This window comes from Kitasatospora sp. NPDC090091 (genome assembly GCF_044747365.1).
Taxonomy (GTDB): domain Bacteria; phylum Actinomycetota; class Actinomycetes; order Streptomycetales; family Streptomycetaceae; genus Kitasatospora.
Genome location: NZ_JBIVDY010000015.1, coordinates 91,755 through 112,319, shown reverse-complemented (window position 1 = coordinate 112,319; position 20,565 = coordinate 91,755). Strand labels below are relative to the sequence as shown.

The window sequence follows — 20,565 nt, the reverse complement described above, 5'->3', positions numbered from 1 at the left end:
GGTGGTCCGGGTTCGCCCCGACCGGTCCGGAATCGTGCCCCGAAGGCCTCGGCCCGCCGGCCCCGGAGGGCGGGCGGGCCGAGGGCGGGCGGGCTCAGCTCACATCATGTCCTCGATGTCGGCGGCGATCGGGTCGGCGTCGGTGCCGATGACGACCTGGATCGCGGTGCCCATCTTGACGACGCCGTGGGCGCCGGCGGCCTTCAGCGCGGCCTCGTCGACGAGGGAGGCGTCCTTGACCTCGGTGCGCAGGCGGGTGATGCAGCCCTCGACCTCTTCGATGTTCTCGATTCCGCCCAGACCGGCGACGATCTTCTCAGCCTTGCTGGCCATCTGTCTCTCCCTCTGTCTCGGCCCGCCGGCTGCTCTGCCGGGTGCCGTCCTGCGCTGTGCTGGGTACCTCCGGCCGGAGGCCGGTGGCGGGTCGGTACCGGTGCTGACGCGGATTCAGCAGCCGTCGCGCCGCACGGCGGCGCGACAAGCATCACCCGATCTGGACCGGTCTGCCACGTTAGTCCACTTTTGGCCCATTTCGGCGCGCACCGTCTGGATCTTCGTCCGAGGATGGCGATCAGCGGGGCTTCGTCCCGGCGCGCGCGACCTGCGTACCGAAAAGTGGTCTACACCAATATATGTGTACTCCGACGGACGCAGGAAGGGCCCCGGTGGTTCCAGCGCCCCGCCCGGCGGCCCCGACCGGGGGATCCGCGGCCGGCAGCTGCTCGGAGGGCGACGGATGAGTTCGGCAGGCGCCGCGGCCCCGCGGACCACGAGGTGGCACACCCTCTACGGCGGGCTCCAGAAGATGGGCCGCTCGCTGCAGCTGCCGGTGGCGGTGCTCCCGGCGGCCGGCATCCTCAACCGGCTCGGCCAGCCCGACGTCTTCGGCCCGGAGGGCCTGGGCTGGGACAACGTGGCCAAGGTCTTCGCGGCGGCCGGCGGGGCCCTGCTGGACTCCTCCTTCGGCCTGCCGATGCTGTTCTGCGTCGGCGTCGCCATCGGCATGGCCAAGAAGGCGGACGGCTCGACGGCGCTTGCGGCGGTGGTCGGTTTCCTCGTCTACTTCGAGGTGCTGCAGGCCTTTCCCGAGAAGTGCAAGCCGCCGACGGTGCTGATCAGCGACCAGTGCATCGACTTCACCTCGGCCAAGGCCGCGGCCGCGGTCTACCAGAACCCCGGCGTGCTGGGCGGCCTCCTGCTGGGCCTGATCTCGGCCTGGCTCTGGATGCGCTTCCACCGCACCAAGCTGGTGGACTGGCTGGGCTTCTTCAACGGCCGCCGCCTGGTGCCGATGATCACCGCCGTGGCGGGCCTGCTGCTGGCCTGCCTCTCGGTCTGGGCCTGGCCGCCGATCGGCCGCGCCCTCACCGACCTCAGCCAGCACCTCTCCGACCTCGGTTCGGTCGGCGCCGGTATCTTCGGCGTCCTCAACCGCGTGCTGCTGCTGGTCGGCATGCACCAGCTGCTGAACTTCTTCCTCTGGTTCCAGTTCGGCGACTACACCAAGCCGGACGGCGCCATCGTCCACGGCGACATCCCGCGCTTCCTGGCGGGCGACCCGACGGCCGGGCAGTTCACCTCCGGCTTCTTCCCCATCATGATGTTCGCCCTGCCCGCCGCCGCGCTGGCGATCGCCCACTCGGCCAAGCCGCACCGCCGCAAGGAGATCTACGGCCTGATGCTCTCGGTCGGCCTGACTTCCTTCGTCACCGGCATCACCGAGCCGATCGAGTACTCCTTCGCCTACATCGCCCCCGCCCTGTACGCGGTGCACGCCCTGCTGACCGGTGCGTCGATGGCGATCACCTGGGGGCTCGGCGTCCACGACGGGTTCAGCTTCTCGGCCGGCCTGATCGACTACGGGCTCAACTGGGGGCTCGCCACCAAGCCCTGGCTGATCCTCCCGATCGGGGCCTGCTTCGCCGCCGTGTACTACGCGCTGTTCCGCTTCATCATCGTGAAATTCGACGTGAAAACCCCCGGACGCGAGGACGACAGCGAGGTCGAGGACGTGACCAAGGCATAAACCGAACGTCACCGCACATTGTCCGCAACAGGCCCCCGGACCGCCGGACCGGGGGCCTTCGGCATTTCCTGAACAGCAATGCAGCCGCATTCCCGGGACGCCGGAATTTCCGCTGCGGGGAATTCGGCGACGGGCCGCCCGCCGCGGCCGGGCAGGCTGCGGCACCGCCCGTACGGGGCTGCGACGGCGCCGGGCGGGGCTGGGACCGGACCCGGTCGGCAGCGCCGGCGGTGCGCCGTCCGGGTGGGGGAATGATCGCTGCCGGCGCGCGCCGGACCGTCCGAGAATCGGCGATCGCCGTTCCACAAGGGCGCCGCCACCGGTTTTCCCGGAGCGGACGGGACGGACCCCTCGACTCCGCCGCGATCGGTCCACGGGAAATCCGGACTCCGGGGGCAGCGGGACGGACCTCCGGCCGGTCGCGGCGGGCCGCGGTCGACCCGCCCCGCCGCGACCGCAGGGGAGACGGGTGCGGGCGCCGCTCCCGCCCCGCCCGGTCGTCCACACAGCGCGCCGGACCCTCCGGACGGCCCCCGCCGGGCAGCCGGGCCGTTTTGTTGCGCAAATAGCCAAAATCCCAATCACGGCGGGTAATCATGATCGTCGTTCCGCAGGTAGGTTTCGATTTCATAGCGCTTCCCGCCGACACCGCTTTCGAGGGTTCCCCCCCTTCCCCGCCCGTGCTACAAAACTGGTCTACACCACGTGTGGTGTAGACCAGTTCGCGGTTCGGCCCCCTGTGCACCTACCCCCGACCGACCCGCCCTGCCGTTAGGAACCCACCCCCATGAGTCAGTCTGCGCAGGCACCGGCGCCCGCCGCGGCTCCGGCCCCGGCCCCGGCCAAGAAGTTCGGCTCCGGCCTCCTCCCCGGCCTCCAGAAGGTCGGCCGCAGCCTCCAGCTCCCCATCGCCGTGCTGCCCGCGGCCGGTCTGCTGGCTCGCCTGGGCCAGCCGGACGTCCACGAGAGCTGGCACTTCCCGGCGAAGCTGGTCGAGGTCTTCGGCGCCGCCGGCACCGCGATCACCGGTGCCCTGCCGCTGCTGTTCTGCGTCGGCATCGCCATCGGTTACGCCAAGAAGGCGGACGGCTCCACCGCGCTCGCCGCGCTGGTCGGCTACCTCGTCTTCAAGAACGTGCTGACCGCCTTCCCGGCCGACGGCAGTGTCACCGAGGCCGTGCCCAAGGGCGTCCCGCAGAACCCGGGCGTGCTCGGCGGCATCGTCGTCGGCCTGCTCTCCGCGATCCTCTGGCAGAAGTTCCACCGCACCAAGCTGGTCGACTGGCTGGGCTTCTTCAACGGCCGCCGCCTGGTGCCGATCATCATGGCCTTCGTCGGCACCGGCCTGGGCGTGCTGTTCGGCCTCTGCTGGCAGCCGATCGGTGACGCGATCTCCAACGTCAACGACGGCCTGGTGGGCGCGGGCGCGGCCGGCGCCGGCATCTTCGGCCTGATCAACCGCGCGCTGATCCCGATCGGCATGCACCAGTTCGTCAACACCTACGCGTGGTTCCAGACCGGCGACTACACCGCGGCCGACGGCACCGTCGTCCACGGCGACATCAACCGCTTCCTGGCGGGCGACCCGACCGCCGGCCAGTTCATGTCCGGCTTCTTCCCGATCATGATGTTCGCGCTGCCCGCCGCCGCGCTGGCCATCGCCCACGCCGCCCGTCCGGAGCGCCGCAAGGTCGTCCTGGGCATGATGACCTCGCTCGCCCTCACCAGCATCGTCACCGGTGTCACCGAGCCGATCGAGTTCACCTTCCTCTTCATCGCCCCGGCGCTCTACGCCGTGCACGCCGTCCTGACCGCCGTCTCGATGGCGGTGACCTGGGCCCTCGGCGTCCACGACGGCTTCAGCTTCTCGGCCGGCCTGATCGACTACGCGATCAACTTCCACCTGGCCTCCAAGCCGCTGCTGATCATCCCGATCGGCCTGGTCTTCGGCGCGATCTACTACTTCGTGTTCCGCTTCGCGATCGTCAAGTTCAACCTCAAGACCCCCGGTCGCGAGGACGACGACGAGATCGAGGACGTGACCAAGGCGTAACGCCCGTCACCTCCCCGGCGCCGCTCACGGCCCCGCCCCGCCGCCTGCTCCCCCAGGCGGCGGGGCGGGGCCGTTCGGCGTTCCGGGGCACCGGCCGGGGGCGGGTCCGCGGCGGGTCCGCGGCCGGGCCGCCGCCGGGCCGCCGCCGGGACGAGGGCTGAGACGCCGGCTGAGACGGCGGTTGACGAACCGACGAGATCGCTGGTCAACTGATCCGGTGAACGCCCGGCGCATCCTGGTCTCCCGCAGCCACATCGACTTCGGTCGCGTGTGGTCGGCGGCGTGTTGCGCCTGACCTGACCGTTCCCCCGCCGCCGCCCGGCTGACGTCCCGCCGCGCCCGGCCCGCCTCCCGTCCCGGGTCCGCCCGCACCGCCCGCTCCCCCGGGCCGCCGCCACGTACCCGTCTGCGCTCCGTGCGCCCCTGCGCACCCCCGCACGAGGAAAGTCAAGGCCCCACCATGCCCCGCCAGCTGCACCTGTCCGCTGCCCTCGACAGCCCCGGCCGCTTCGACGCCGGGCGCTTCACCGCCCTCGCCCGCCTCGCCGAGCGGGCCGCCCTCGACTTCGTCACCCTCGACGACTCCTACACCCCCGAACCGCGCCGACTCGACGCCCTCGCGACCTTCGCCCGGATCGCGCCGCTGACGCGCGGGCTCGGCCTCGTCCCGACCGTGACCACCACCCACACCGAGCCGTTCCACACCTCCACCTCGGTCAACACCCTGGACTGGGTGAGCGAGGGCCGGGCCGGCTGGCTGGTCGGGGTCTCCGACACCGAGGCCGAGGCCAGGGCGTTCGGCCGCAAGGACGTCGCACCGGCCGACGTGCTCTGGGCCGAGGCCGCGGAGGCCGCCGAGGTCGCGGTGCGGCTCTGGGACAGCTGGGAGGACGACGCGGAGATCCGCGACGCCGCGACCGGCCGGTTCATCGACCGCGACAAGCTCCACCACATCGACTTCGAGGGCGCCCACTTCTCGGTCCGCGGCCCGTCCATCACCCCGCGGCCACCGCAGGGCCGGCCGGTGGTGGCGGTGGCGGTCGCCGCCGCCGACCTCGCGCCGGACGCCCCGGCCGGCGGCCGGGCCCGGGTCGAGACCGCCGCCCGTTACGCGGACGTCGTCCTGCTGGACGCCCCCGACCGGGCGACCCGGCTGGCCGCCGCCACCGAGCTACGGCTGCGGGCCGGCGAGGGCCCGCGGATCCTCGCCCGGCTGAACGCCGCACTCCCCGACGACGACGCGGTCGCCGCCCTGACCGGCGAGCTCACCGCGGGCGCGGGCGGCGTCGACGGCTTCCACCTGGTGCCCGCCGACCCGGACCGCGACCTCGCCGCCGTCGCCGACCGGGTCGTCCCCGCCCTGCGCGGGCACGGCCTCTTCCGCACCGGCTACACCGGCCGCACCCTGCGCGACCACCTCGGCCTGGACCGCCCGGCCGGCCGCTACGCCCTCGCCGCCACCGTGCCCGCGGCCTCCGCGACCGCCACCCCTGCCACCACCGCCTTCGAGGTGACCCGATGACGGACCGACCGCTCAAGCAGATCCACCTCGCCGCGCACTTCCCCGGCGTCAACAACACCACGGTGTGGACCGATCCGCAGTCGCGGAGCCAGATCGAGTTCTCCTCGTTCCGGCACCTCGCCGAGACCGCCGAGCGCGGGCTGTTCGACTTCCTGTTCCTCGCCGAGGGGCTGCGACTGCGCGAGGTCAAGGGCCGCATCCACGACCTGGACGTCGTCGGGCGGCCCGAGTCGATCACCGTGCTGAACGCGCTCGCCGCCGTCACCGGCCGGCTCGGACTCGCCGCCACGGTCAACGCCACCTTCAACGAGCCGTACGAACTGGCGCGGCGGTTCGCCTCGCTCGACCACCTCTCCGGCGGCCGGGCGGCCTGGAACGTGGTCACCTCCTCGGACGCCTTCACCGGGGAGAACTTCCGCCGCGGCGGCTACCTCGACCGCGCCGACCGGTACACCCGCGCTGCCGAATTCGTCCAGCTGGCGCGGGAGTTCTGGGACGCCGAGGGTGACACCGTCCGGCACCGCGGCCCGCAGTTCGACGTCGAGGGCCGGCTCTCGCTGCCCCGGCCCCCGCAGGGCCACCCGGTGGTGATCCAGGCGGGGGACTCCGACGAGGGGCGGGAGTTCGCCGCCGCCACCGCCGACGTCGTGTTCAGCCGGCACTCCACCCTCGCCGCCGGCCAGGCCTTCCACGCCGACGTGAAGCGACGGCTGGCCGCGTACGGGCGCAAGCCGGACGAGCTGAAGATCATGCCGGGCGTCACCTACGTCCTCGGCGACACCGAGGCCGAGGCGGCCGAGCGCGCCGCCGAGATCCGCCGCGCCCAGGTCGGGCCGCTGACCGCGATCGCCCACCTGGAGCAGATCTGGGGCATCGACCTCTCCGGCCACGACCCGGACGGACCGCTGCCCGCGGCCGACCCGGTGGTGGACAGCACCGTCGTCCAGGGCCGGACCAGGCTCGGCGATCCCCGCGAGATCGCCGCCCGGTGGCGGGCGGTGGCGGCCGAGAAGCGGCTCACCAGCCGCGAGCTGGTGATCGAGGTGACCGGCCGGCAGTCCTTCGTCGGCACGCCGGAGGCGGTCGCCGCCCAGCTCGACGCACACGTGCAGAGCGACGCGGCGGACGGCTTCATCCTGGTCCCGCACCTCACCCCGGGCGGACTGGACGAGTTCGTCGACCGGGTGGTGCCGCTGCTGCAGGAGCGCGGGGTGTTCCGCACCGAGTACACCGGGACGACGCTGCGCGAGCACCTCGGCCTGCCCGTGCCCGGCCTGCCCGTGCCCGCACGGCGCTGAGCCGTACGGCCTGCCCGGCGAGCCCGGGTTCCGGCCGGATCCGAGGCCGCCACCGGTGCCGGTGCGCAGGGTACCGGCGGCCTCAGATCCGGCCGAGGCGGGCGGCGTACACGCCGGCCTGGAAGCGGCTCTCCGCGCCCAGGTCGGCGGTCAGATCGGCCACCAGCCGGCGCACCGTCCGCTCGGAGACCTCCAGCTTCCGGGCGATCGCCGCATCGGTCAGCCCGGCCGCCAGCATCCGCAGCACCTCGTTGTGGCGATCCGTCATCGCCGATGCTCCGGGCAGGAGTTCGGGCGGCGTCCAGGCCGCCGACCAGAAGTACTCGAACAGCTCCGCCACCAGCGCGACAAGGGCCGGCTCGCGCACCACCACGGCCGCCTGCTCCGCCGTCGCGCCCGCGCCCTCCCCCGGGCCGGAGCCCGCACCGGAGCCCGTGCCGGAACCTTCCCCGGAGCCGGAGCCGGAGCCGGGCGAGCCCGAACCCGGCGCGGGCAGGATCGCCAGGCGGGCGTCGACCACGATGAGCCAGAGCGGCAGCGAGTGGGCGGCCCTGATCCGCGCGCCGGCCGCGGTGAGCTCCCGGACGTGCGCGAGGACGGCCGGCCGGCGCAGCACGGCGGCCGGGTAGATGGTCCGTAGGGCGGCACCGTGGGCGAGGGCGAGGCGTTCGCGGGCGAGCTTGCCCGCCAGCGCGGGGCCGGAGAGGTCCTGGCCGGGGCGGAGCGAGAGGGCCTCGGTGCGGGCGCCGCGGGCGGAGTCCTCCAGCAGGGCGGCGATCCGGTCGGCGCCGCGGACCAGTTCGAGGGCGGTGCCGGTGTGGTGGCGGTGCTGGAGCGGCAGGTAGCCGGTGTGCAGGCGGTCCACCGAGTCGCGGGCCCGGCGCAGCGCCTCGACCAGGGCGGTGACCTGGGTGTCGGTGTCGAGCAGCAGTTGGCGGACGGCGGTGTCGACGGAGACCACGGCGTGGCTCCCGGCGTCCGTGGCGGCCCCGGCGCCGCCGCCGGCCCCGGCGTTCTCCGCGCTCCCGGCCGGCGTCGTGCCCGTGGCGGCCCCGGCGGTCGGGGTGGCGGCGGTGGGCTGGAGCAGTCCGAGGCCGAGCAGTTCGGCGGTGGCGGCCGCGAGGCGGTGCTCGTCCCAGCCCGGCCCGGGGGCGGTCGGCGGCCGGCCGGGTTCGGCGAGCAGGCGGGCGTAGAGCCGGGTGGCGTCGCTGTCGTGGTGGCCGGCGGAGCTCTCCATCGGCGGCAGCGTAGTGAGCGGGCGGCCGCGCGGGCGGGGGTTTCCGAGGGGCGAGACGGCGCCGCTTCCGCTCCCGGTCATGGCCGGTTCCGGTCGTGGCGGTACGGCTGACCTGCGGCGGAGCGGTGGCCAGGATGGGCCGCATGGCTCTTTCCGAAGCTTCGACGATCTGGTTGGACGGCGCGCTGGTGCCCTGGCAGGCGGCGCAGACGCACGTCCTGACGCACGGACTGCACTACGGGACCGGGGTGTTGGAGGGCACCCGGGTGTTCGCCACGGCGGACGGCCCGGCGGTGTTCCGGCTGCCCGAGCACCTGCGCCGGCTGGACCGCAGTGCGCGCATGCTGCGAATGGAACTCCCCTACAGTGTTGCCGACTTGACCAAGGCAACGGTCGAGCTGGTGCGCGCCAACGGCCACCGCGACTGCTACCTTCGGCACTTCGCCTTCCTGGGCTACGGCTCGATGGGCCTGGACATGCGCTTCTCGCCGACCACGACGGCGATCGCGAGCTGGCACTGGCAGCCCCAACTCCCTGCCGGCGGGGGCGGGATCAGGGTCAAGACGAGCAGCTGGCGGCGGAACGACGCGAACGCGGTGCCGCCGGCCGCGAAGGCGACCGGCCCGTACCTGAACTCGGTGCTGGCCCGCCGGGAGGCGACCGACGCGGGGTACGACGAGGCGCTGCTGCTGGGCCCGGACGGTTCGGTGAGCGAGTGCACCGGCGAGAACGTGTTCGCGGTGCGCGACGGTGTCCTGCGGACGCCCCCGGCGAGCGCGGGCGCGCTGGAGGGCATCACCCAGGACACGGTGCTGGAGCTGGCCCGCGGCCTGGGGGTGCCGGTGCGGGTGGAGGCCATGCTGCGCTCGGACCTCTACGCGGCGGACGAGGTGTTCGTCTGCGGGACGGCGGCGGGTGTCGTCCCGGTGCGCTCGCTCGACGACCGCGAGCTGCCGGCGGCCCCCGGTCCGCTGACGGCGCGGCTGCAGGGGGCGTACGAGGCGGCGGTGTCGGGCGCCGATCCGCGCTACCGGCACTGGCTGACGCCGGTGGAATGACACCTTCGGCGCCCGGGGAGCCCTGAGGAGGATCGGGGAGCCCCGGCAAAGCGGGGCCGGCCGCCTCAGATCTCGTAGACGGCCCCGGCCCGGGCGACCTCGACCGGGCCCGCGTAGGCGCCCTCGGCGTCCCGGCGGTTGCGCTCGGCGTCCGTCCACGGCGGGATGTGGGTGAGGACGAGCCGGCGGGCGCCCGCGGCGGTGGCGTGCTCGCCGGCCTCGCGGCCGTTGAGGTGGACGGCGCGGTAGGTGTCGCGGCCGTCGATGTAGGCGGCCTCGCAGAGGAAGAGGTCGGTGTCGCGGGCGAGCTCGACGAGATCGGCGCTCTCGCCGGTGTCGCCGGAGTAGACGAGGCTGCGGCCGGCGTGTTCGATCCGGAAGGCGAAGGCGTCGACGGGGTGGTTGACCTGGGCGACGCCGATCCGGAACGGGCCGAGGTCGAAGCTGCCGGGGGTGAGGGTGCGGAAGTCGAAGACCTCCTTCATGCCGGGGTTCTCCGGCATGTCGTAGGCGCGGGCCAGCCGCTCGGCGGTGCCGGCCGGTCCGTAGACGGGCATCGGATCCGGACATCCCTCGGCGCGGTAGTTCCGGGCGACCCAGTAGGCGCACAGGTCGACGCAGTGGTCGGCGTGCAGGTGGCTGAGCAGGACGGCGTCGACCTGGTAGATGTCGGCGTACTTCTGCAGGGCGCCGAGGGCGCCGTTGCCGAGGTCGAGCACGAGGCGGTAGCCGTCGGCCTCCACGAGGTAGCTGGAGCAGGGCGAATCGGCGGACGGGAAGCTCCCCGAGCACCCCACCACGGTCAGTTTCATCCGAGCCCCTCCGCCCCGACACGTCCTGGCTGCCACTGGTCATGGCAGTGCGGGCCGGGTGAACCGGCCGGTAGCACTGCCCTCGCGTGTGTCGAGGGTAAGGGCGGAGGGGCACTTTGCCCCCGTCTCCGTGCCGCGCTGTGGCTGGAATCACCAGAACGCCGGGGGCGGGGGCGGAACGGCTGATCAGCGGTGGCCGGGGCGCCCGCGGGCCCAGGCGCGGATGGTGTCGGCGTGCCAGCGGGGGTGCCCGCTGTCGTCGACGACGTCCGGGTCGGGCAGCAGGCCGTGCCGGCGGTAGTTGCGGACGGTCTCCGGCTGGACGTTGATGTGGCGGGCGATCTCGGCGTACGACCACAGGTCGGTGCTGCGGCTCACGGGGTCACCTCCGCGGTGCGTGGGGGCGTGCACGATCAGCCTTTCCGGCACCCGCGGCGGCGCCACCGCAGAACGGACGCTGTGGTCATACCGTGACGAACCGGGAGCAGGACACGGACAAATCACCGAATGTCACGCCGGCAACGGTGGTGGTGGCGGGTGGGGGCCCGGTACGGTTCGCCGCATGACCAACTACTGGTGGCTCGCGCTCTGGACGGTCGCCGCGGCGGTGGCCGCCCTGGTTGGGGCCCGGGTCCGGGCCCGCCGGCGGGAGAGCCGGGTGCCCGTGCGGCCGGCGCCGCCGCGGCCGCGTCCGGCGAAGGGCCGCCCGGGCCCGGCGCCGCAGGAGATCTGGTGGGCGGAGGTGCCGTTCGAGGACGGCCCCGGGGCGAAGGACCGCCCCTGCCTGGTGCTGCGGGTGAACGGGCGGACCGCGACCGTCGCGAAGATCACCAGCAAGCACCACGCCGAGCGCCCGGGGGTGCTGCCGCTGCCGCCCGGCTCGGTGGGCGACCGCCAGGGCCGGGCCAGCTGGCTGGAGACGGACGAGCTGCGCGAGGTGCCGCTCGGCGCCTTCCGCCGCCGGGCCGGCGAGGTGGACCGGCAGATCTGGACCCGCGCGCAGCGGGCCCTTCAGTCCTGAGACGCCCTGCTCCCGGGGCTCGAGCCGGCGCCCCGGGCGGGGCTCGCGCCCTGGGGCGTCAGGCCCAGAGCTGGCCCTGCAGGGCCTCGACCGCGGCCTCGGTCGACTCGGCGGTGTAGATGCCGGTGGAGAGGTACTTCCAGCCGCCGTCCGCGACGACGAAGACGATGTCCGCGCGCTGCCCGGCCGCGGCGGCCTTGCGGCCGGCGCCGATCGCGGCGTGCAGGATCGCGCCGGTCGAAACGCCCGCGAAGATGCCCTCCTGCTGGAGGAGTTCGCGGGTGCGGCGGACGGCGTCGGCGGAGCCGACCGAGAAGCGGGTGGTGAGCACCTCGGCGTCGTACAGCTCGGGGACGAAGCCCTCGTCGAGGTTGCGCAGGCCGTAGACCAGGTCGTCGTAGCGCGGCTCGGCGGCGACGATCTGCACACCGGGGACCTTCTCGCGCAGGAAGCGGCCGGTGCCCATCAGGGTGCCGGTGGTGCCGAGGCCGGCCACGAAGTGGGTGACGGTCGGCAGGTCGGCGAGGATCTCCGGACCGGTGGTGGCGTAGTGGGCGCCGGCGTTGTCCGGGTTTCCGTACTGGTAGAGCATCACCCAGTCGGGGTGCTCGGCGGCGATCTCCTTGGCCATCCGCACCGCGGTGTTGGAGCCGCCGGCCGCCGGGGAGGGGATGATCTCGGCGCCCCACATCCGCAGCAGTTCGCGGCGCTCCTCGCTGGTGTTCTCCGGCATCACGCAGACCATCCGGTAGCCCTTGAGCTTGGCGGCCATGGCGAGCGAGATGCCGGTGTTGCCGCTGGTGGGCTCCAGGATGGTGCAGCCGGGGGTGAGCACCCCGGCGGCCTCGGCGCGCTCGATCATGTGCAGCGCCGGGCGGTCCTTGATGGACCCGGTGGGGTTGCGGTCCTCCAGCTTGGCCCAGAGGGTGACCAGGCCCTCGGTGTTGCCGGGGACGGCGGCGGAGATGCGTGGCAGGCGGACCAGCGGGGTGTTGCCGACGGCTTCGAGCGGGCTGTCGTAACGCAAGGGGGGCCTCCGGCAACGGCGGTGAGGGTTGGGGGCGGCTGCGCTCCCGCCCGCGCGGCCGGCGGGCGGGAGCGCGGGAGGTCAGCGGGCGCCGCCGGCCACGGCGGGCAGGATGGTGACGCTGTCGCCGTCGGCGACGGCGGTGGAGATGCCCTCCAGGAAGCGGACGTCCTCGTCGTTCAGGTAGACGTTGACGAAGCGGCGCAGCTCGCCGCCCTCCAGCAGACGGGCGGCGATGCCCGGGTGGCGGGCGTCGAGGTCCTGGAAGAGTTCCCCGAGGTTGCTGCCGGTGCCCTCGACGGCCTTGGCGCCGTCGGTGTAGGTGCGGAGGATGGTCGGGATGCGGACCTCGATGGCCATGGGTGCGCTCCTGTGCGAGTCGTGAGGTGGGATGGGCCGCAGCGGTCGCGGCAGGGCGGGGTGGGCCCGCGGCGCAAGGCCTGCGGCGGGCCTGGGCGGGCTGCTCAGCGAGCGCGCGCCGGCGTGCGGGGACAGATCGCACCGGCGTGCCGGCACAGGTCGATGTGCAGGCGCGCCACGAGGCGGGTGCCCGGGGCCTGGATGCTCACATCGACGGAACGCATGGGCTCATCGTATAGATTCCCGGCCCTGCGGGGACATGCCCGTCTCGGGATCCGGATGTTTCCGTTTCCCGTGGTGAGACGGAACGGCCCGCCGACCGCTCGGGGAGGTCGGCGGGCCGCGTCCAGGTGGGTGCTGGCCAGGCCCGCTCAGGCCTCGACGACCTGGACGTCTTCCTCTGTGATCTCGCCGTCCACGATGCGGAACGAGCGGAACTGGTACGGGTCGTCGGGGCCGTTGCCCTCGGCGGTGGAGACCAGGACGTAGTGGGCGAACGGCTCGGAGGCGTAGCTCACGTCGGTGCGCGAGGGGTAGGCCTCGGTCGCGGTGTGCGAGTGGTAGACGATCACGGGCTCCTCGTCCCGCTCGTCCATCTCGCGGTAGAGCTTGAGCAGGTCGCCCGAGTCGAACTCGTAGAAGGTGGGCGAGCGGGCGGCGTTGAGCATCGGGACGAACCGCTCGGGCCGACCGGTGCCGGCCGGCCCGGCGACCACACCGCAGGCCTCGTCCGGGTGGTCGGCGCGGGCGTGGGCGACGATCGCGTCGCGCAGTTCTCTGGTGATGGTCAGCATGCGGTCAGGATAGCCACGCCGCGGCGGCCGGCCGCCGGGCGTCCACGGCGTGGTCCACCTGTCGGTCAGCTGCCGCTCGCGGCCTGCAGCTGGTCGTCGGCGACGGCGTCGACCGCGTCGACGGCCTCCGGGCGGCGGCGCTTGAGCACCTGGTAGCCGATCACCAGGACCACGGCCCAGCAGGGGAAGACGTAGAGCGAGATCCGGTTGTCCTCGTCCAGCGCGATCAGCACGACCACCATGGCGAGGAAGGCGAGCGCGGCCCAGCTGCTCCAGACGCCGCCGGGCGCCTTGAAGGTGGGCGCCGGCAGCCGGCCGCTCGTCCAGGCCCGGCGGTAGCGGATCTGGCTGATCAGGATCATCGCCCAGGTCCAGAGCCCGCAGACGGTGGCGACCGAGGTGATGTACTCGAACGCCCGCGCCGGGACGAAGGCGTTGAGCAGCACGCCGAGGCCCATCAGCGCGCAGGAGAGGGTGATCGCGGCGGCGGGCGTGCGGCGGGAGTTGAGGGTGGTCAGCCCCTTGGGGGCCTGGCCGCGCAGCGCGAGGTCGCGCAGCATCCGGCCGGTGGAGTACATGCCGGAGTTGCAGGAGGAGAGCGCGGCGGTGAGCACCACGAAGTTGATGATGCCGGCCGCGGCGGGGATGCCGATCTTGCCGAAGGCGGCGACGAACGGGCTGACGCCGGGCTGGAACTCGGTCCACGGGACCAGCGCGAGGATGACCACCAGGGCGCCGATGTAGAACAGCGCGATGCGCCACGGCAGGGTGTTGATGGCGCGCGGCAGGGTCTTCTGCGGGTCCTCGCTCTCGCCGGCGGTGACGCCGACGAGTTCGACGCCCAGGTAGGCGAACATGACGATCTGCAGGGTCATCACGGTGGCGCCGATGCCCTTGGGGAAGAAGCCGCCGTCCGCCCAGAGGTGGGAGAGCGACGCGGTGTCACCGGCGTCGCTGAAGCCGAGGGTGAGCACGCCGATGCCGATCAGGATCATGCCGATGATGGCGGTGACCTTGACCATGGAGAACCAGAACTCGATCTCGCCGAACAGCTTCACCGAGATCAGGTTGGCCGCGTAGAGGACCACCAGGAAGGTGAGCGCGCTGACCCACTGCGGGATGCCCGGCGCCCAGAACTTCACGTAGACGGCGGCCGCGGTGGTCTCCGCCATGCCGGTGACGACCCAGAACAGCCAGTACGTCCAGCCGGTCACGTAGCCGGCGAACGGGCCGAGGAACTCCCGCGCGTACTCGGCGAAGCTGCCGGAGACCGGGCGGTAGGTGAGCAGTTCGCCGAGCGCCCGCATGATCGCGAAGATCACCACGCCGGCCACTGCGTACGACAGGATCAGGCTCGGTCCGGACTTGGAGATCGCGGTGCCGGCGCCGAGGAAGAGGCCGGTTCCGATGGCGCCGCCGATGGCGATCATCTGGATCTGGCGGCTGCCCAGCCCACGCTGGTAGCCCTCCTCGTCCTGCGCGGCGGGCCCGGTATGGACCTCTTGGTCGTACAGCTGCTCGGCCATGGTGCACCGTCCTGGTGGTTCTCGTGGGGTGGAGCAGTCGTACCACGCAGGGTCCGGATACCGGTGACCATCTGAGCGACATTTGAGCATGGAGTCGCATGGTTTCGCCCGATTCTGACGGATATGACCAGACCCCCCGTCCAGCATGCGGACAGGGGGTCGGGGCGCCCGGAGAACCGGGCAGGATCGGGCCGGCGGGTCAGTCCGCGATCGCCTCCAGCAGCGATTCCTGGAGCGCGCCGAGCCACAGGTAGGCCATCACCAGCGGCTTGCGCTCGTCGGTGTCCGGCAGGTTGTAGAGGCCCTGTTCGTCCTCCTCGGTGACGTCCAGCAGCACGCCCAGGGTCAGCCGCAGGTCGTTCAGCGCGCCGAGCCAGCGCAGGCAGTCGGCCGCGGGCAGCTTGAGCACCCCGCCCTCGCCGCCGAGCCCGTCCAGCGCCCGGACCACCTGGAGCGCGTCCTCGCGCTTGCGGGCGCGCAGGTCGAGCTCGGTGTAGCGGCGGAACTCGCTGGAGGCCGCCTCGCTCTCGGCGTCCGGCCGCTCCCCCGGCTCCCCGTACGCGTCGGGGAAGAGCCGGGCCATCGCCGGGTCGGCGGGCGCCTCGGTCGGGCCCTCGGCGAAGAGCGCGGCGAGCGGGTCACCGCCCTCGCCGCCCGGGCCCGGGCCGATCCGCTCCAGCAGCTGCACTTCCAGGGAGCGGAGGATCGAGGCCTCCCACTCGTCCAGCGCGATCACCGCACTGCCGCCGCCGGCACTCTCGAACAACCCAGCCATCTGTATCGGTCAGCCCGTCTTCGTCGTCTCGGTCGTCTTCGGTGGTGGTGCGCAGGGTGCGGGGCCCGGGGCGCCGCCCGGCCGTGCCGGCCGCGCCGCTCGCACCGGTGCGCCCGGCGCGTCAGTCGTGCTGCAGCGTGGCCCAGAGCCCGTAGCCGTGCATCGCCTGCACGTCGCGCTCCATCTCCTCGCGCGAACCGCTGGAGACCACCGCCCGGCCCTTGTTGTGCACCTCCATCATCAGCTTCCGGGCCTTGTCCTTCGGATAGCCGAAGTAGGCCTGGAAGACGTACTGGACGTAGCTCATCAGGTTGACCGGGTCGTTGTGCACGATGGTCACCCAGGGCGTGTCCGGCTCCGTCACCGGCAGGCCTTCGACCTCCGGGCGCTCGATCTCCACGGGCGCGACACTCACCGCCGGGTTCCTCTCAGCCGCTCTTCTCGCACATACCCCTTCAGCCCCCATGCTGCCATCCGGGGGACCTCCGGGCGATTCCACCCCCCGGGGCTCGCGACGGCCCGGAAAGAGAAATCGTCACTCTGACGCTAAGTGGTAGTAGCATCATCTCCATGGACGCCACTTCAGTGCCCGCGGCCGGTTCGACCGCGCTGCTCACCGACCGCTACGAGCTCACCATGCTGCAGGCCGCCCTGCGCAGCGGAGCGGCGCACCGCCGTTCCGTCTTCGAGGTGTTCACCCGCCGCCTCCCGAGCGGCCGCCGGTACGGCGTGATGGCCGGAACCGGCCGGGTGCTGGACGCCGTCGAGAACTTCCGCTTCACCGCGGCACAGCTCGACTGGCTGGCCGGCCAGGGCGTGGTCGACGACGACACGCTGCGCTACCTGGCCGACTACCGGTTCACCGGGGACGTCCACGGCTACCCCGAGGGCGAGGTCTACTTCCCCGGCTCGCCGCTGCTCACGGTCTCGGGCACCTTCGCCGAGGCGGTGATCCTGGAGACGGTGATCCTGTCGATCCTCAACTTCGACTCGGCGATCGCGGCCGCCGCCTCCCGGATGACGTCCGCCGCCGGCGAGCGCCCGGTGATCGAGATGGGGGCCCGGCGCGCCCACGAGCAGGCCGCGGTCTCGGCCGCCCGCGCCGCGTACGTGGCGGGCTTCTCCGCCACCTCGGACCTGCAGGCCGGATTCACCCACGGCATCCCGACCACCGGCACCGCGGCGCACGCGTTCACGCTGGTGCACGACAGCGAGCGGGACGCGTTCCGGGCGCAGATCGCCTCGATGGGCAAGGGCACCACGCTGTTGGTCGACACCTACGACCTGCGCGAGGCGGTGCGCACCGCCGTCGAGGTGGCCGGCCCCAAGCTGGGCGCGGTCCGGATCGACTCGGGTGACCTCACCCTGCTCGCCCACCGGGTCCGCCGCCAGCTGGACGAGCTCGGCGCCCACCAGACGAAGATCATCGTCACCTCGGACCTGGACGAGTACGCGATCGCCGCGCTGGCGGCCGCCCCCGTCGACGGCTACGGCGTCGGCACCAGCCTGGTCACCGGCAGCGGGCACCCGACCTGCGCGATGGTCTACAAGCTGGTCGCGCGGGCCGCGACCGCGGACGGTCCGCTGGTCCCCGTCGCCAAGCGGGCGGCGGGCGGCAAGACCAGCATCGGCGGACGCAAGTGGGCGGCCCGCCGCCCCGACGCGGACGGGGTCGCCGAGGCCGAGGTGGTCGGCACCGGGCCGGTCCCGGCCGAGCTGGAGCCGCACGTGGTGCAGGTGCCGCTGGTGCTGGCCGGCGAGGTGGTCGGCCGGGAGCCGCTGAGCGCGGCGCGCGAGCGGCACGTCCGGGCGCGGGCGGGCCTGCCGCTGTCGGCCACCCAGCTCTCCAAGGGTGACCCGGTGCTGCCGACCGAACTGATCCTCTGACAGCCGGCGGCCCCGGCGGCGGTGGGCGGGCGGCGGCGGGCCGCGGGCGGGCGGCGGTGGACGGGCGGAGGTCCGTGCACGGCGGGGCCCTCCCGGGCCTTCCGCCTCCGGGTGCCACTGCCTACAGTCGACCGTAGAGTTCCCACCGGAAGCGCACAGAACAAGCGCAACCGTCCCCCACTACCGAGGATGCGAGCCATGCACCGGGCACTGATCGTCGTCGATGTGCAGAACGACTTCTGCGAGGGCGGCAGCCTGGCCGTCGCGGGCGGGGCCGAGGTCGCCGCCGCGATCACCGACCTGATCGCCGAGTCCAGCCCCGGCTACCACCACGTCCTCGCCACCCGGGACAACCACGTCGACCCGGGCGACCACTTCTCCGACGACCCGGACTACGTCACCAGCTGGCCGGTGCACTGCGTGGCGGGCACCGAAGGGGTGGGCTTCCACCCCAACTTCGCCCCGTCCGTGACCTCCGGCGCGATCGAGGCGGTCTTCGACAAGGGCGCCTACTCGGCGGCGTACAGCGGCTTCGAGGGCGTGGACGAGAACAACCGCGGGCCGATCGAGTGGCTGCGGGAGCGTCAGGTCACCGAGGTGGACGTGGTCGGGCTGGCCACCGACCACTGCGTCAAGGCCACCGCCCTGGACGCGGCCCGGGCGGGCTTCACCACCCGCGTCCTGCTGGACCTCACGGCCGGGGTGGCGCCGGAGACCACGGCGGCCGCGCTGGCGGAGCTGCGGGCGGCGGGAGTCGAGCTGGTCGGCGCGCCGGTGGTGCAGGGCTGACCCTCGGGCCGCCGGGGTGAGGGCCGCCGCCGGGTCGACCGGTCAACTGGTCACCCGGCCGCCGGATTCGGCGGGGCGGGTGGGTCGGGTGGGTTGACCGTGGGGACGGCCGCCTGGCCGCCGGGGCGAACGCCCCGGTCCCCGCGGGTCAGCCCTCGGTGACCAGCAGCTCCACCACGTCGGTGCCGCCCTCCCGGAAGGCCTCCCGCAGTTCGGCGCCGACGGCGTCGGGCTCGGCGGCCAGCCGGGCGCCGGAGAGGTAGACCACCCGGATCCCCAGGTACTCCATCCGGTGCTGGCCGCCGCGCACCCAGGCGGCCTCCCCCTCGCTGACGCACCGCAGGTCCGAGTCCACCTCGACGGCGACGCCCTCCTGCGGCCAGTAGAGGTCCGGCACCGCGATGTAGGTGCCGCCGCGCATCCGCAGCTCGGGCCCGGCCAGCGGGGCGGGCAGCAGCCACTCGTCCACCAGGGCCTCGAGCCGCTCCAGCACCGCCTCCCGCTCCGAGGCCAGCAGCTCGTCCAGCGCGGCCCGCACCCGGGCGTCGCCGACCAGGCCGGACTCGGTCAGCTCGGCGGCCAACTCCCGGACCGTGCAGCGGATCTCGGGACGGCTCACGGCCTCCCGCAGCACCTCGCGGATCGGCAGCGCGACGCCCGCGCCGAACGCGGGGGCGGCACCGTCGCCGGAGCCGCCCGCGACTGCCTCCGTGGCCCCGTCGGCCGTCCACTCGGCCAGCGCGTCGGCCACCGCCCGGGCCACCGGCGCACAGGCCAGGCCGTGCACCGAGCGGGCCACCAACTCCCTTTCGGTGCGCCGGATCCGGACCTCGCCGGCGTCCTTCAGCCGGCGCTGACGGGGCACCAGGACGTCCACCCCGGTGACGGCGGGCAGCCGGGGCACCGCCGCGAAGCCGTACAGCGCGAGGGCCGCGGTGCCGGTGATCACCGCACCCTCCCGGCGACCCTCCTCCCGGCCGTTCTGCGCCGCGTAGAGCAGGGCGGCCCACATCCGCTGCTCCGGCGTGGGCTCGCCGGACTGCAGCAGGTAGACCCGGGGCAGCAGCCGCTGCCAGGGGCCGCCCCGGCGGCAGTGCTCGGTGATGACCCGGGCCGGCACGCCCCGGGCGCGCAGCTGGCTGGCGGTGACGACGTTCTGCTGACGCTTCGCCAGCTCCTCCAGGGACGGGGGCGGCGAGGGAATCCGGTAGCTCATGCGGACACCATCCCCAACAGCTCCAGCCGCTCATCGGCCACCTGACGCACTGTTACCCAACCGTCGCGAAACCGGGACCACTCCGCACTAAAGTCCCCATACCCTCACCCATTCGGAGTATTGGCGCTTATATGGTTGTCATCTTTACTCCTGCCCCACCACCCACTGTTCCCACGACCAGGTCGTCTGACCGTGAGTGACCAAGGGCATACGGAAAACACTCCCCGGGCGTCACTCCCGCTCCCTGGATTGCCTACCCTTAGTTCATGTCACGTGACGAGACCGCCGGCCTCCGCGCGGCCCAGCTCCGCCTCGGCCGCCTGCCCGGATACGTCCGCCGGCCGGACCCGGCCCGCCGCAGCGGCGCAGAGGGCCATACGTACAAGAAGGGCTGGGAGGTCCGCTTCACCGCCCGCAGCGAGGCGGAGATAGCCGAGATCCGCGACCTGGTGGTCGCCGCCGGATTCGCCCCTGCCAGACCCTTCTTCAAAGGCCATCAGCTGATCCAGCCGGTGTACGGGATGGCCGCCGTCCAGGCCTACCTGGCCGCCAGAGAGGCGGCCGAGGAACACGCCGCCCGGGCAGCCGGGCGGGGCCGGCGCAGCACCGGCGAAGCCGCTCGCGAGGGCGGGAGGCACGCCGCTTCGGCGGTGGACGTGGTCGAGGCGGCGGCCACCGCGGCAGCGGCTGCGGCGGCGACGGCGGCAGCCGCCGCCAAGGCCGAACTGGCCCGACGGCGGGCCGTCGAGGCGTTCCCCACCCAGCTCGAACGGTGCGCCGTGGCGGACGACCGGATCTCACCCGCGGAGGCCCGACAGCCGCGCTGATCGACCGTCACTCCGCAGGCCTCGCTGCCGCCCCCGCCGCCGCCCCGTCACCGACCCCGCCGCGATCCTTCCACGGCGGCTCCGGACGGCCGTCCGCCGCTCACGGGGCCGACCGGCGAGCGCCCCACGGACCCCCGGCCACCCCTGCCATCGGCTCGTGCCACGGCCCTGCGCCCGGCCCGCGCCACGCCCCCTCACCGACCGCGCCACCCGCCCGGCGCGCCACCGCTCACGGGAGCGCGCCCCACGCCCGCACGCCCACTTCCGCACCCGCCTCCACCGCCGCGCGCGCGACCGGGAGCGCGGGTGCGGCTTCACGCCGCGGGTGTGGACGCGA

At 73.4% G+C, this 20,565-nt stretch carries 21 protein-coding genes; 9 read left to right on the top strand and 12 right to left on the bottom strand.

What is annotated here, in order from left to right; genetic code table 11:
* Positions 1–99 precede the first annotated feature (99 nt).
* Complete coding sequence (locus ACIPSC_RS25570; RefSeq protein WP_238862766.1) at positions 100–333, bottom strand: glucose PTS transporter subunit EIIB; 234 nt, start codon at positions 331–333, stop codon at positions 100–102.
* A 403-nt stretch (positions 334–736) separates the two neighbouring features.
* Here ACIPSC_RS25570 and ACIPSC_RS25565 point away from each other — a divergent pair, with 403 nt between their 5' ends.
* From ACIPSC_RS25565 to ACIPSC_RS25550, 4 genes are all read left to right on the top strand, one after another.
* Positions 737–2,026 (top strand): PTS transporter subunit EIIC, encoded by a 1,290-nt coding sequence (locus ACIPSC_RS25565; protein WP_400828388.1) that lies wholly within the window; start codon positions 737–739, stop codon positions 2,024–2,026.
* Positions 2,027–2,813: 787 nt separating this feature from the next.
* Positions 2,814–4,079 (top strand): PTS transporter subunit EIIC, encoded by a 1,266-nt coding sequence (locus tag ACIPSC_RS25560; RefSeq protein ID WP_400828387.1) that lies wholly within the window; start codon positions 2,814–2,816, stop codon positions 4,077–4,079.
* A gap of 460 nt (positions 4,080–4,539) precedes the next feature.
* Positions 4,540–5,601 carry an LLM class flavin-dependent oxidoreductase gene (locus tag ACIPSC_RS25555; protein ID WP_400828386.1) on the top strand — a complete coding sequence of 354 codons (1,062 nt, stop codon included), beginning with the start codon at positions 4,540–4,542 and terminating at the stop codon, positions 5,599–5,601.
* Positions 5,598–6,899 carry an LLM class flavin-dependent oxidoreductase gene (locus ACIPSC_RS25550; protein WP_400828385.1) on the top strand — a complete coding sequence of 434 codons (1,302 nt, stop codon included), beginning with the start codon at positions 5,598–5,600 and terminating at the stop codon, positions 6,897–6,899. Before ACIPSC_RS25555 ends, ACIPSC_RS25550 begins: the two co-directional genes overlap by 4 nt.
* An 82-nt stretch (positions 6,900–6,981) precedes the next feature.
* Here the strand turns inward: ACIPSC_RS25550 and ACIPSC_RS25545 are convergent, their stop codons facing one another.
* A complete protein-coding gene (locus ACIPSC_RS25545) occupies positions 6,982–8,136 on the bottom strand; it encodes a LuxR C-terminal-related transcriptional regulator (protein WP_400828384.1) in 1,155 nt (384 codons plus the stop codon).
* A gap of 143 nt (positions 8,137–8,279) precedes the next feature.
* Between ACIPSC_RS25545 and ACIPSC_RS25540 the strand changes: the two genes are divergently transcribed.
* Positions 8,280–9,194, top strand: coding sequence for a branched-chain amino acid transaminase (locus tag ACIPSC_RS25540; protein ID WP_400828383.1), 915 nt, complete (start codon positions 8,280–8,282; stop codon positions 9,192–9,194).
* A 65-nt stretch (positions 9,195–9,259) separates the two neighbouring features.
* Here the strand turns inward: ACIPSC_RS25540 and ACIPSC_RS25535 are convergent, their stop codons facing one another.
* Positions 9,260–10,006, bottom strand: coding sequence for an MBL fold metallo-hydrolase (locus ACIPSC_RS25535; protein WP_400828382.1), 747 nt, complete (start codon positions 10,004–10,006; stop codon positions 9,260–9,262).
* A gap of 186 nt (positions 10,007–10,192) precedes the next feature.
* On the bottom strand, positions 10,193–10,384 hold the full coding sequence (locus tag ACIPSC_RS25530) for a MarR family transcriptional regulator (RefSeq protein ID WP_400828381.1): 192 nt from the start codon (positions 10,382–10,384) through the stop codon (positions 10,193–10,195).
* Between the two features lie 184 nt (positions 10,385–10,568).
* Here ACIPSC_RS25530 and ACIPSC_RS25525 point away from each other — a divergent pair, with 184 nt between their 5' ends.
* The gene (locus ACIPSC_RS25525; RefSeq protein WP_400828380.1) at positions 10,569–11,027 is read left to right on the top strand and encodes a type II toxin-antitoxin system PemK/MazF family toxin; all 459 of its coding nucleotides are present in this window, start codon (positions 10,569–10,571) and stop codon (positions 11,025–11,027) included.
* Positions 11,028–11,085: 58 nt separating this feature from the next.
* Here the strand turns inward: ACIPSC_RS25525 and ACIPSC_RS25520 are convergent, their stop codons facing one another.
* From ACIPSC_RS25520 to clpS, 7 genes are all read right to left on the bottom strand, one after another.
* Positions 11,086–12,054, bottom strand: a complete 969-nt coding sequence (locus ACIPSC_RS25520) for a PLP-dependent cysteine synthase family protein (protein WP_400828379.1) — start codon at positions 12,052–12,054, stop codon at positions 11,086–11,088.
* An 81-nt stretch (positions 12,055–12,135) separates the two neighbouring features.
* Positions 12,136–12,414 carry a MoaD/ThiS family protein gene (locus tag ACIPSC_RS25515; RefSeq protein ID WP_238862775.1) on the bottom strand — a complete coding sequence of 93 codons (279 nt, stop codon included), beginning with the start codon at positions 12,412–12,414 and terminating at the stop codon, positions 12,136–12,138.
* Between the two features lie 104 nt (positions 12,415–12,518).
* Positions 12,519–12,638 carry a putative leader peptide gene (locus ACIPSC_RS25510; RefSeq protein ID WP_400828378.1) on the bottom strand — a complete coding sequence of 40 codons (120 nt, stop codon included), beginning with the start codon at positions 12,636–12,638 and terminating at the stop codon, positions 12,519–12,521.
* Between the two features lie 147 nt (positions 12,639–12,785).
* A complete protein-coding gene (locus ACIPSC_RS25505) occupies positions 12,786–13,208 on the bottom strand; it encodes a Mov34/MPN/PAD-1 family protein (RefSeq protein ID WP_238862776.1) in 423 nt (140 codons plus the stop codon).
* Positions 13,209–13,273: 65 nt separating this feature from the next.
* A complete protein-coding gene (locus ACIPSC_RS25500) occupies positions 13,274–14,734 on the bottom strand; it encodes an amino acid permease (protein WP_400828377.1) in 1,461 nt (486 codons plus the stop codon).
* A 199-nt stretch (positions 14,735–14,933) separates the two neighbouring features.
* A complete protein-coding gene (locus tag ACIPSC_RS25495) occupies positions 14,934–15,509 on the bottom strand; it encodes a DUF2017 domain-containing protein (protein ID WP_400828376.1) in 576 nt (191 codons plus the stop codon).
* Positions 15,510–15,630: 121 nt separating this feature from the next.
* Positions 15,631–15,924 carry an ATP-dependent Clp protease adapter ClpS gene (gene clpS, locus ACIPSC_RS25490; RefSeq protein ID WP_400828375.1) on the bottom strand — a complete coding sequence of 98 codons (294 nt, stop codon included), beginning with the start codon at positions 15,922–15,924 and terminating at the stop codon, positions 15,631–15,633.
* 155 nt (positions 15,925–16,079) lie between these two features.
* Here clpS and ACIPSC_RS25485 point away from each other — a divergent pair, with 155 nt between their 5' ends.
* Both ACIPSC_RS25485 and ACIPSC_RS25480 read left to right on the top strand, forming a co-directional pair.
* Positions 16,080–17,396, top strand: coding sequence for a nicotinate phosphoribosyltransferase (locus ACIPSC_RS25485; RefSeq protein ID WP_400828374.1), 1,317 nt, complete (start codon positions 16,080–16,082; stop codon positions 17,394–17,396).
* A gap of 198 nt (positions 17,397–17,594) precedes the next feature.
* Positions 17,595–18,185 (top strand): isochorismatase family protein, encoded by a 591-nt coding sequence (locus ACIPSC_RS25480; protein ID WP_400828373.1) that lies wholly within the window; start codon positions 17,595–17,597, stop codon positions 18,183–18,185.
* Positions 18,186–18,333: 148 nt separating this feature from the next.
* On the opposite strand, the gene ACIPSC_RS25475 is transcribed toward ACIPSC_RS25480, so the two are convergent.
* Entirely contained in the window at positions 18,334–19,401 is a 1,068-nt protein-coding gene (locus ACIPSC_RS25475) for a hypothetical protein (protein WP_400828372.1), read from the bottom strand.
* A gap of 266 nt (positions 19,402–19,667) precedes the next feature.
* Here ACIPSC_RS25475 and ACIPSC_RS25470 point away from each other — a divergent pair, with 266 nt between their 5' ends.
* Positions 19,668–20,228 carry a hypothetical protein gene (locus ACIPSC_RS25470; protein ID WP_400828371.1) on the top strand — a complete coding sequence of 187 codons (561 nt, stop codon included), beginning with the start codon at positions 19,668–19,670 and terminating at the stop codon, positions 20,226–20,228.
* The last annotated feature ends 337 nt before the right edge of the window (positions 20,229–20,565 follow it).

Bases quoted from the DNA above. Each gene is read 5' to 3' on its own strand.
- ACIPSC_RS25570 (WP_238862766.1), bottom strand. From the start codon at position 333: ATGGCCAGCAAGGCTGAGAAGATCGTCGCCGGTCTGGGCGGAATCGAG.
- ACIPSC_RS25565 (WP_400828388.1), top strand. From the start codon at position 737: ATGAGTTCGGCAGGCGCCGCGGCCCCGCGGACCACGAGGTGGCACACC.
- ACIPSC_RS25560 (WP_400828387.1), top strand. From the start codon at position 2,814: ATGAGTCAGTCTGCGCAGGCACCGGCGCCCGCCGCGGCTCCGGCCCCG.
- ACIPSC_RS25555 (WP_400828386.1), top strand. From the start codon at position 4,540: ATGCCCCGCCAGCTGCACCTGTCCGCTGCCCTCGACAGCCCCGGCCGC.
- ACIPSC_RS25550 (WP_400828385.1), top strand. From the start codon at position 5,598: ATGACGGACCGACCGCTCAAGCAGATCCACCTCGCCGCGCACTTCCCC.
- ACIPSC_RS25545 (WP_400828384.1), bottom strand. From the start codon at position 8,136: ATGGAGAGCTCCGCCGGCCACCACGACAGCGACGCCACCCGGCTCTAC.
- ACIPSC_RS25540 (WP_400828383.1), top strand. From the start codon at position 8,280: ATGGCTCTTTCCGAAGCTTCGACGATCTGGTTGGACGGCGCGCTGGTG.
- ACIPSC_RS25535 (WP_400828382.1), bottom strand. From the start codon at position 10,006: ATGAAACTGACCGTGGTGGGGTGCTCGGGGAGCTTCCCGTCCGCCGAT.
- ACIPSC_RS25525 (WP_400828380.1), top strand. From the start codon at position 10,569: ATGACCAACTACTGGTGGCTCGCGCTCTGGACGGTCGCCGCGGCGGTG.
- ACIPSC_RS25515 (WP_238862775.1), bottom strand. From the start codon at position 12,414: ATGGCCATCGAGGTCCGCATCCCGACCATCCTCCGCACCTACACCGAC.
- ACIPSC_RS25510 (WP_400828378.1), bottom strand. From the start codon at position 12,638: ATGCGTTCCGTCGATGTGAGCATCCAGGCCCCGGGCACCCGCCTCGTG.
- ACIPSC_RS25505 (WP_238862776.1), bottom strand. From the start codon at position 13,208: ATGCTGACCATCACCAGAGAACTGCGCGACGCGATCGTCGCCCACGCC.
- ACIPSC_RS25500 (WP_400828377.1), bottom strand. From the start codon at position 14,734: ATGGCCGAGCAGCTGTACGACCAAGAGGTCCATACCGGGCCCGCCGCG.
- ACIPSC_RS25495 (WP_400828376.1), bottom strand. From the start codon at position 15,509: ATGGCTGGGTTGTTCGAGAGTGCCGGCGGCGGCAGTGCGGTGATCGCG.
- ACIPSC_RS25485 (WP_400828374.1), top strand. From the start codon at position 16,080: ATGGACGCCACTTCAGTGCCCGCGGCCGGTTCGACCGCGCTGCTCACC.
- ACIPSC_RS25480 (WP_400828373.1), top strand. From the start codon at position 17,595: ATGCACCGGGCACTGATCGTCGTCGATGTGCAGAACGACTTCTGCGAG.
- ACIPSC_RS25475 (WP_400828372.1), bottom strand. From the start codon at position 19,401: ATGAGCTACCGGATTCCCTCGCCGCCCCCGTCCCTGGAGGAGCTGGCG.
- ACIPSC_RS25470 (WP_400828371.1), top strand. From the start codon at position 19,668: ATGTCACGTGACGAGACCGCCGGCCTCCGCGCGGCCCAGCTCCGCCTC.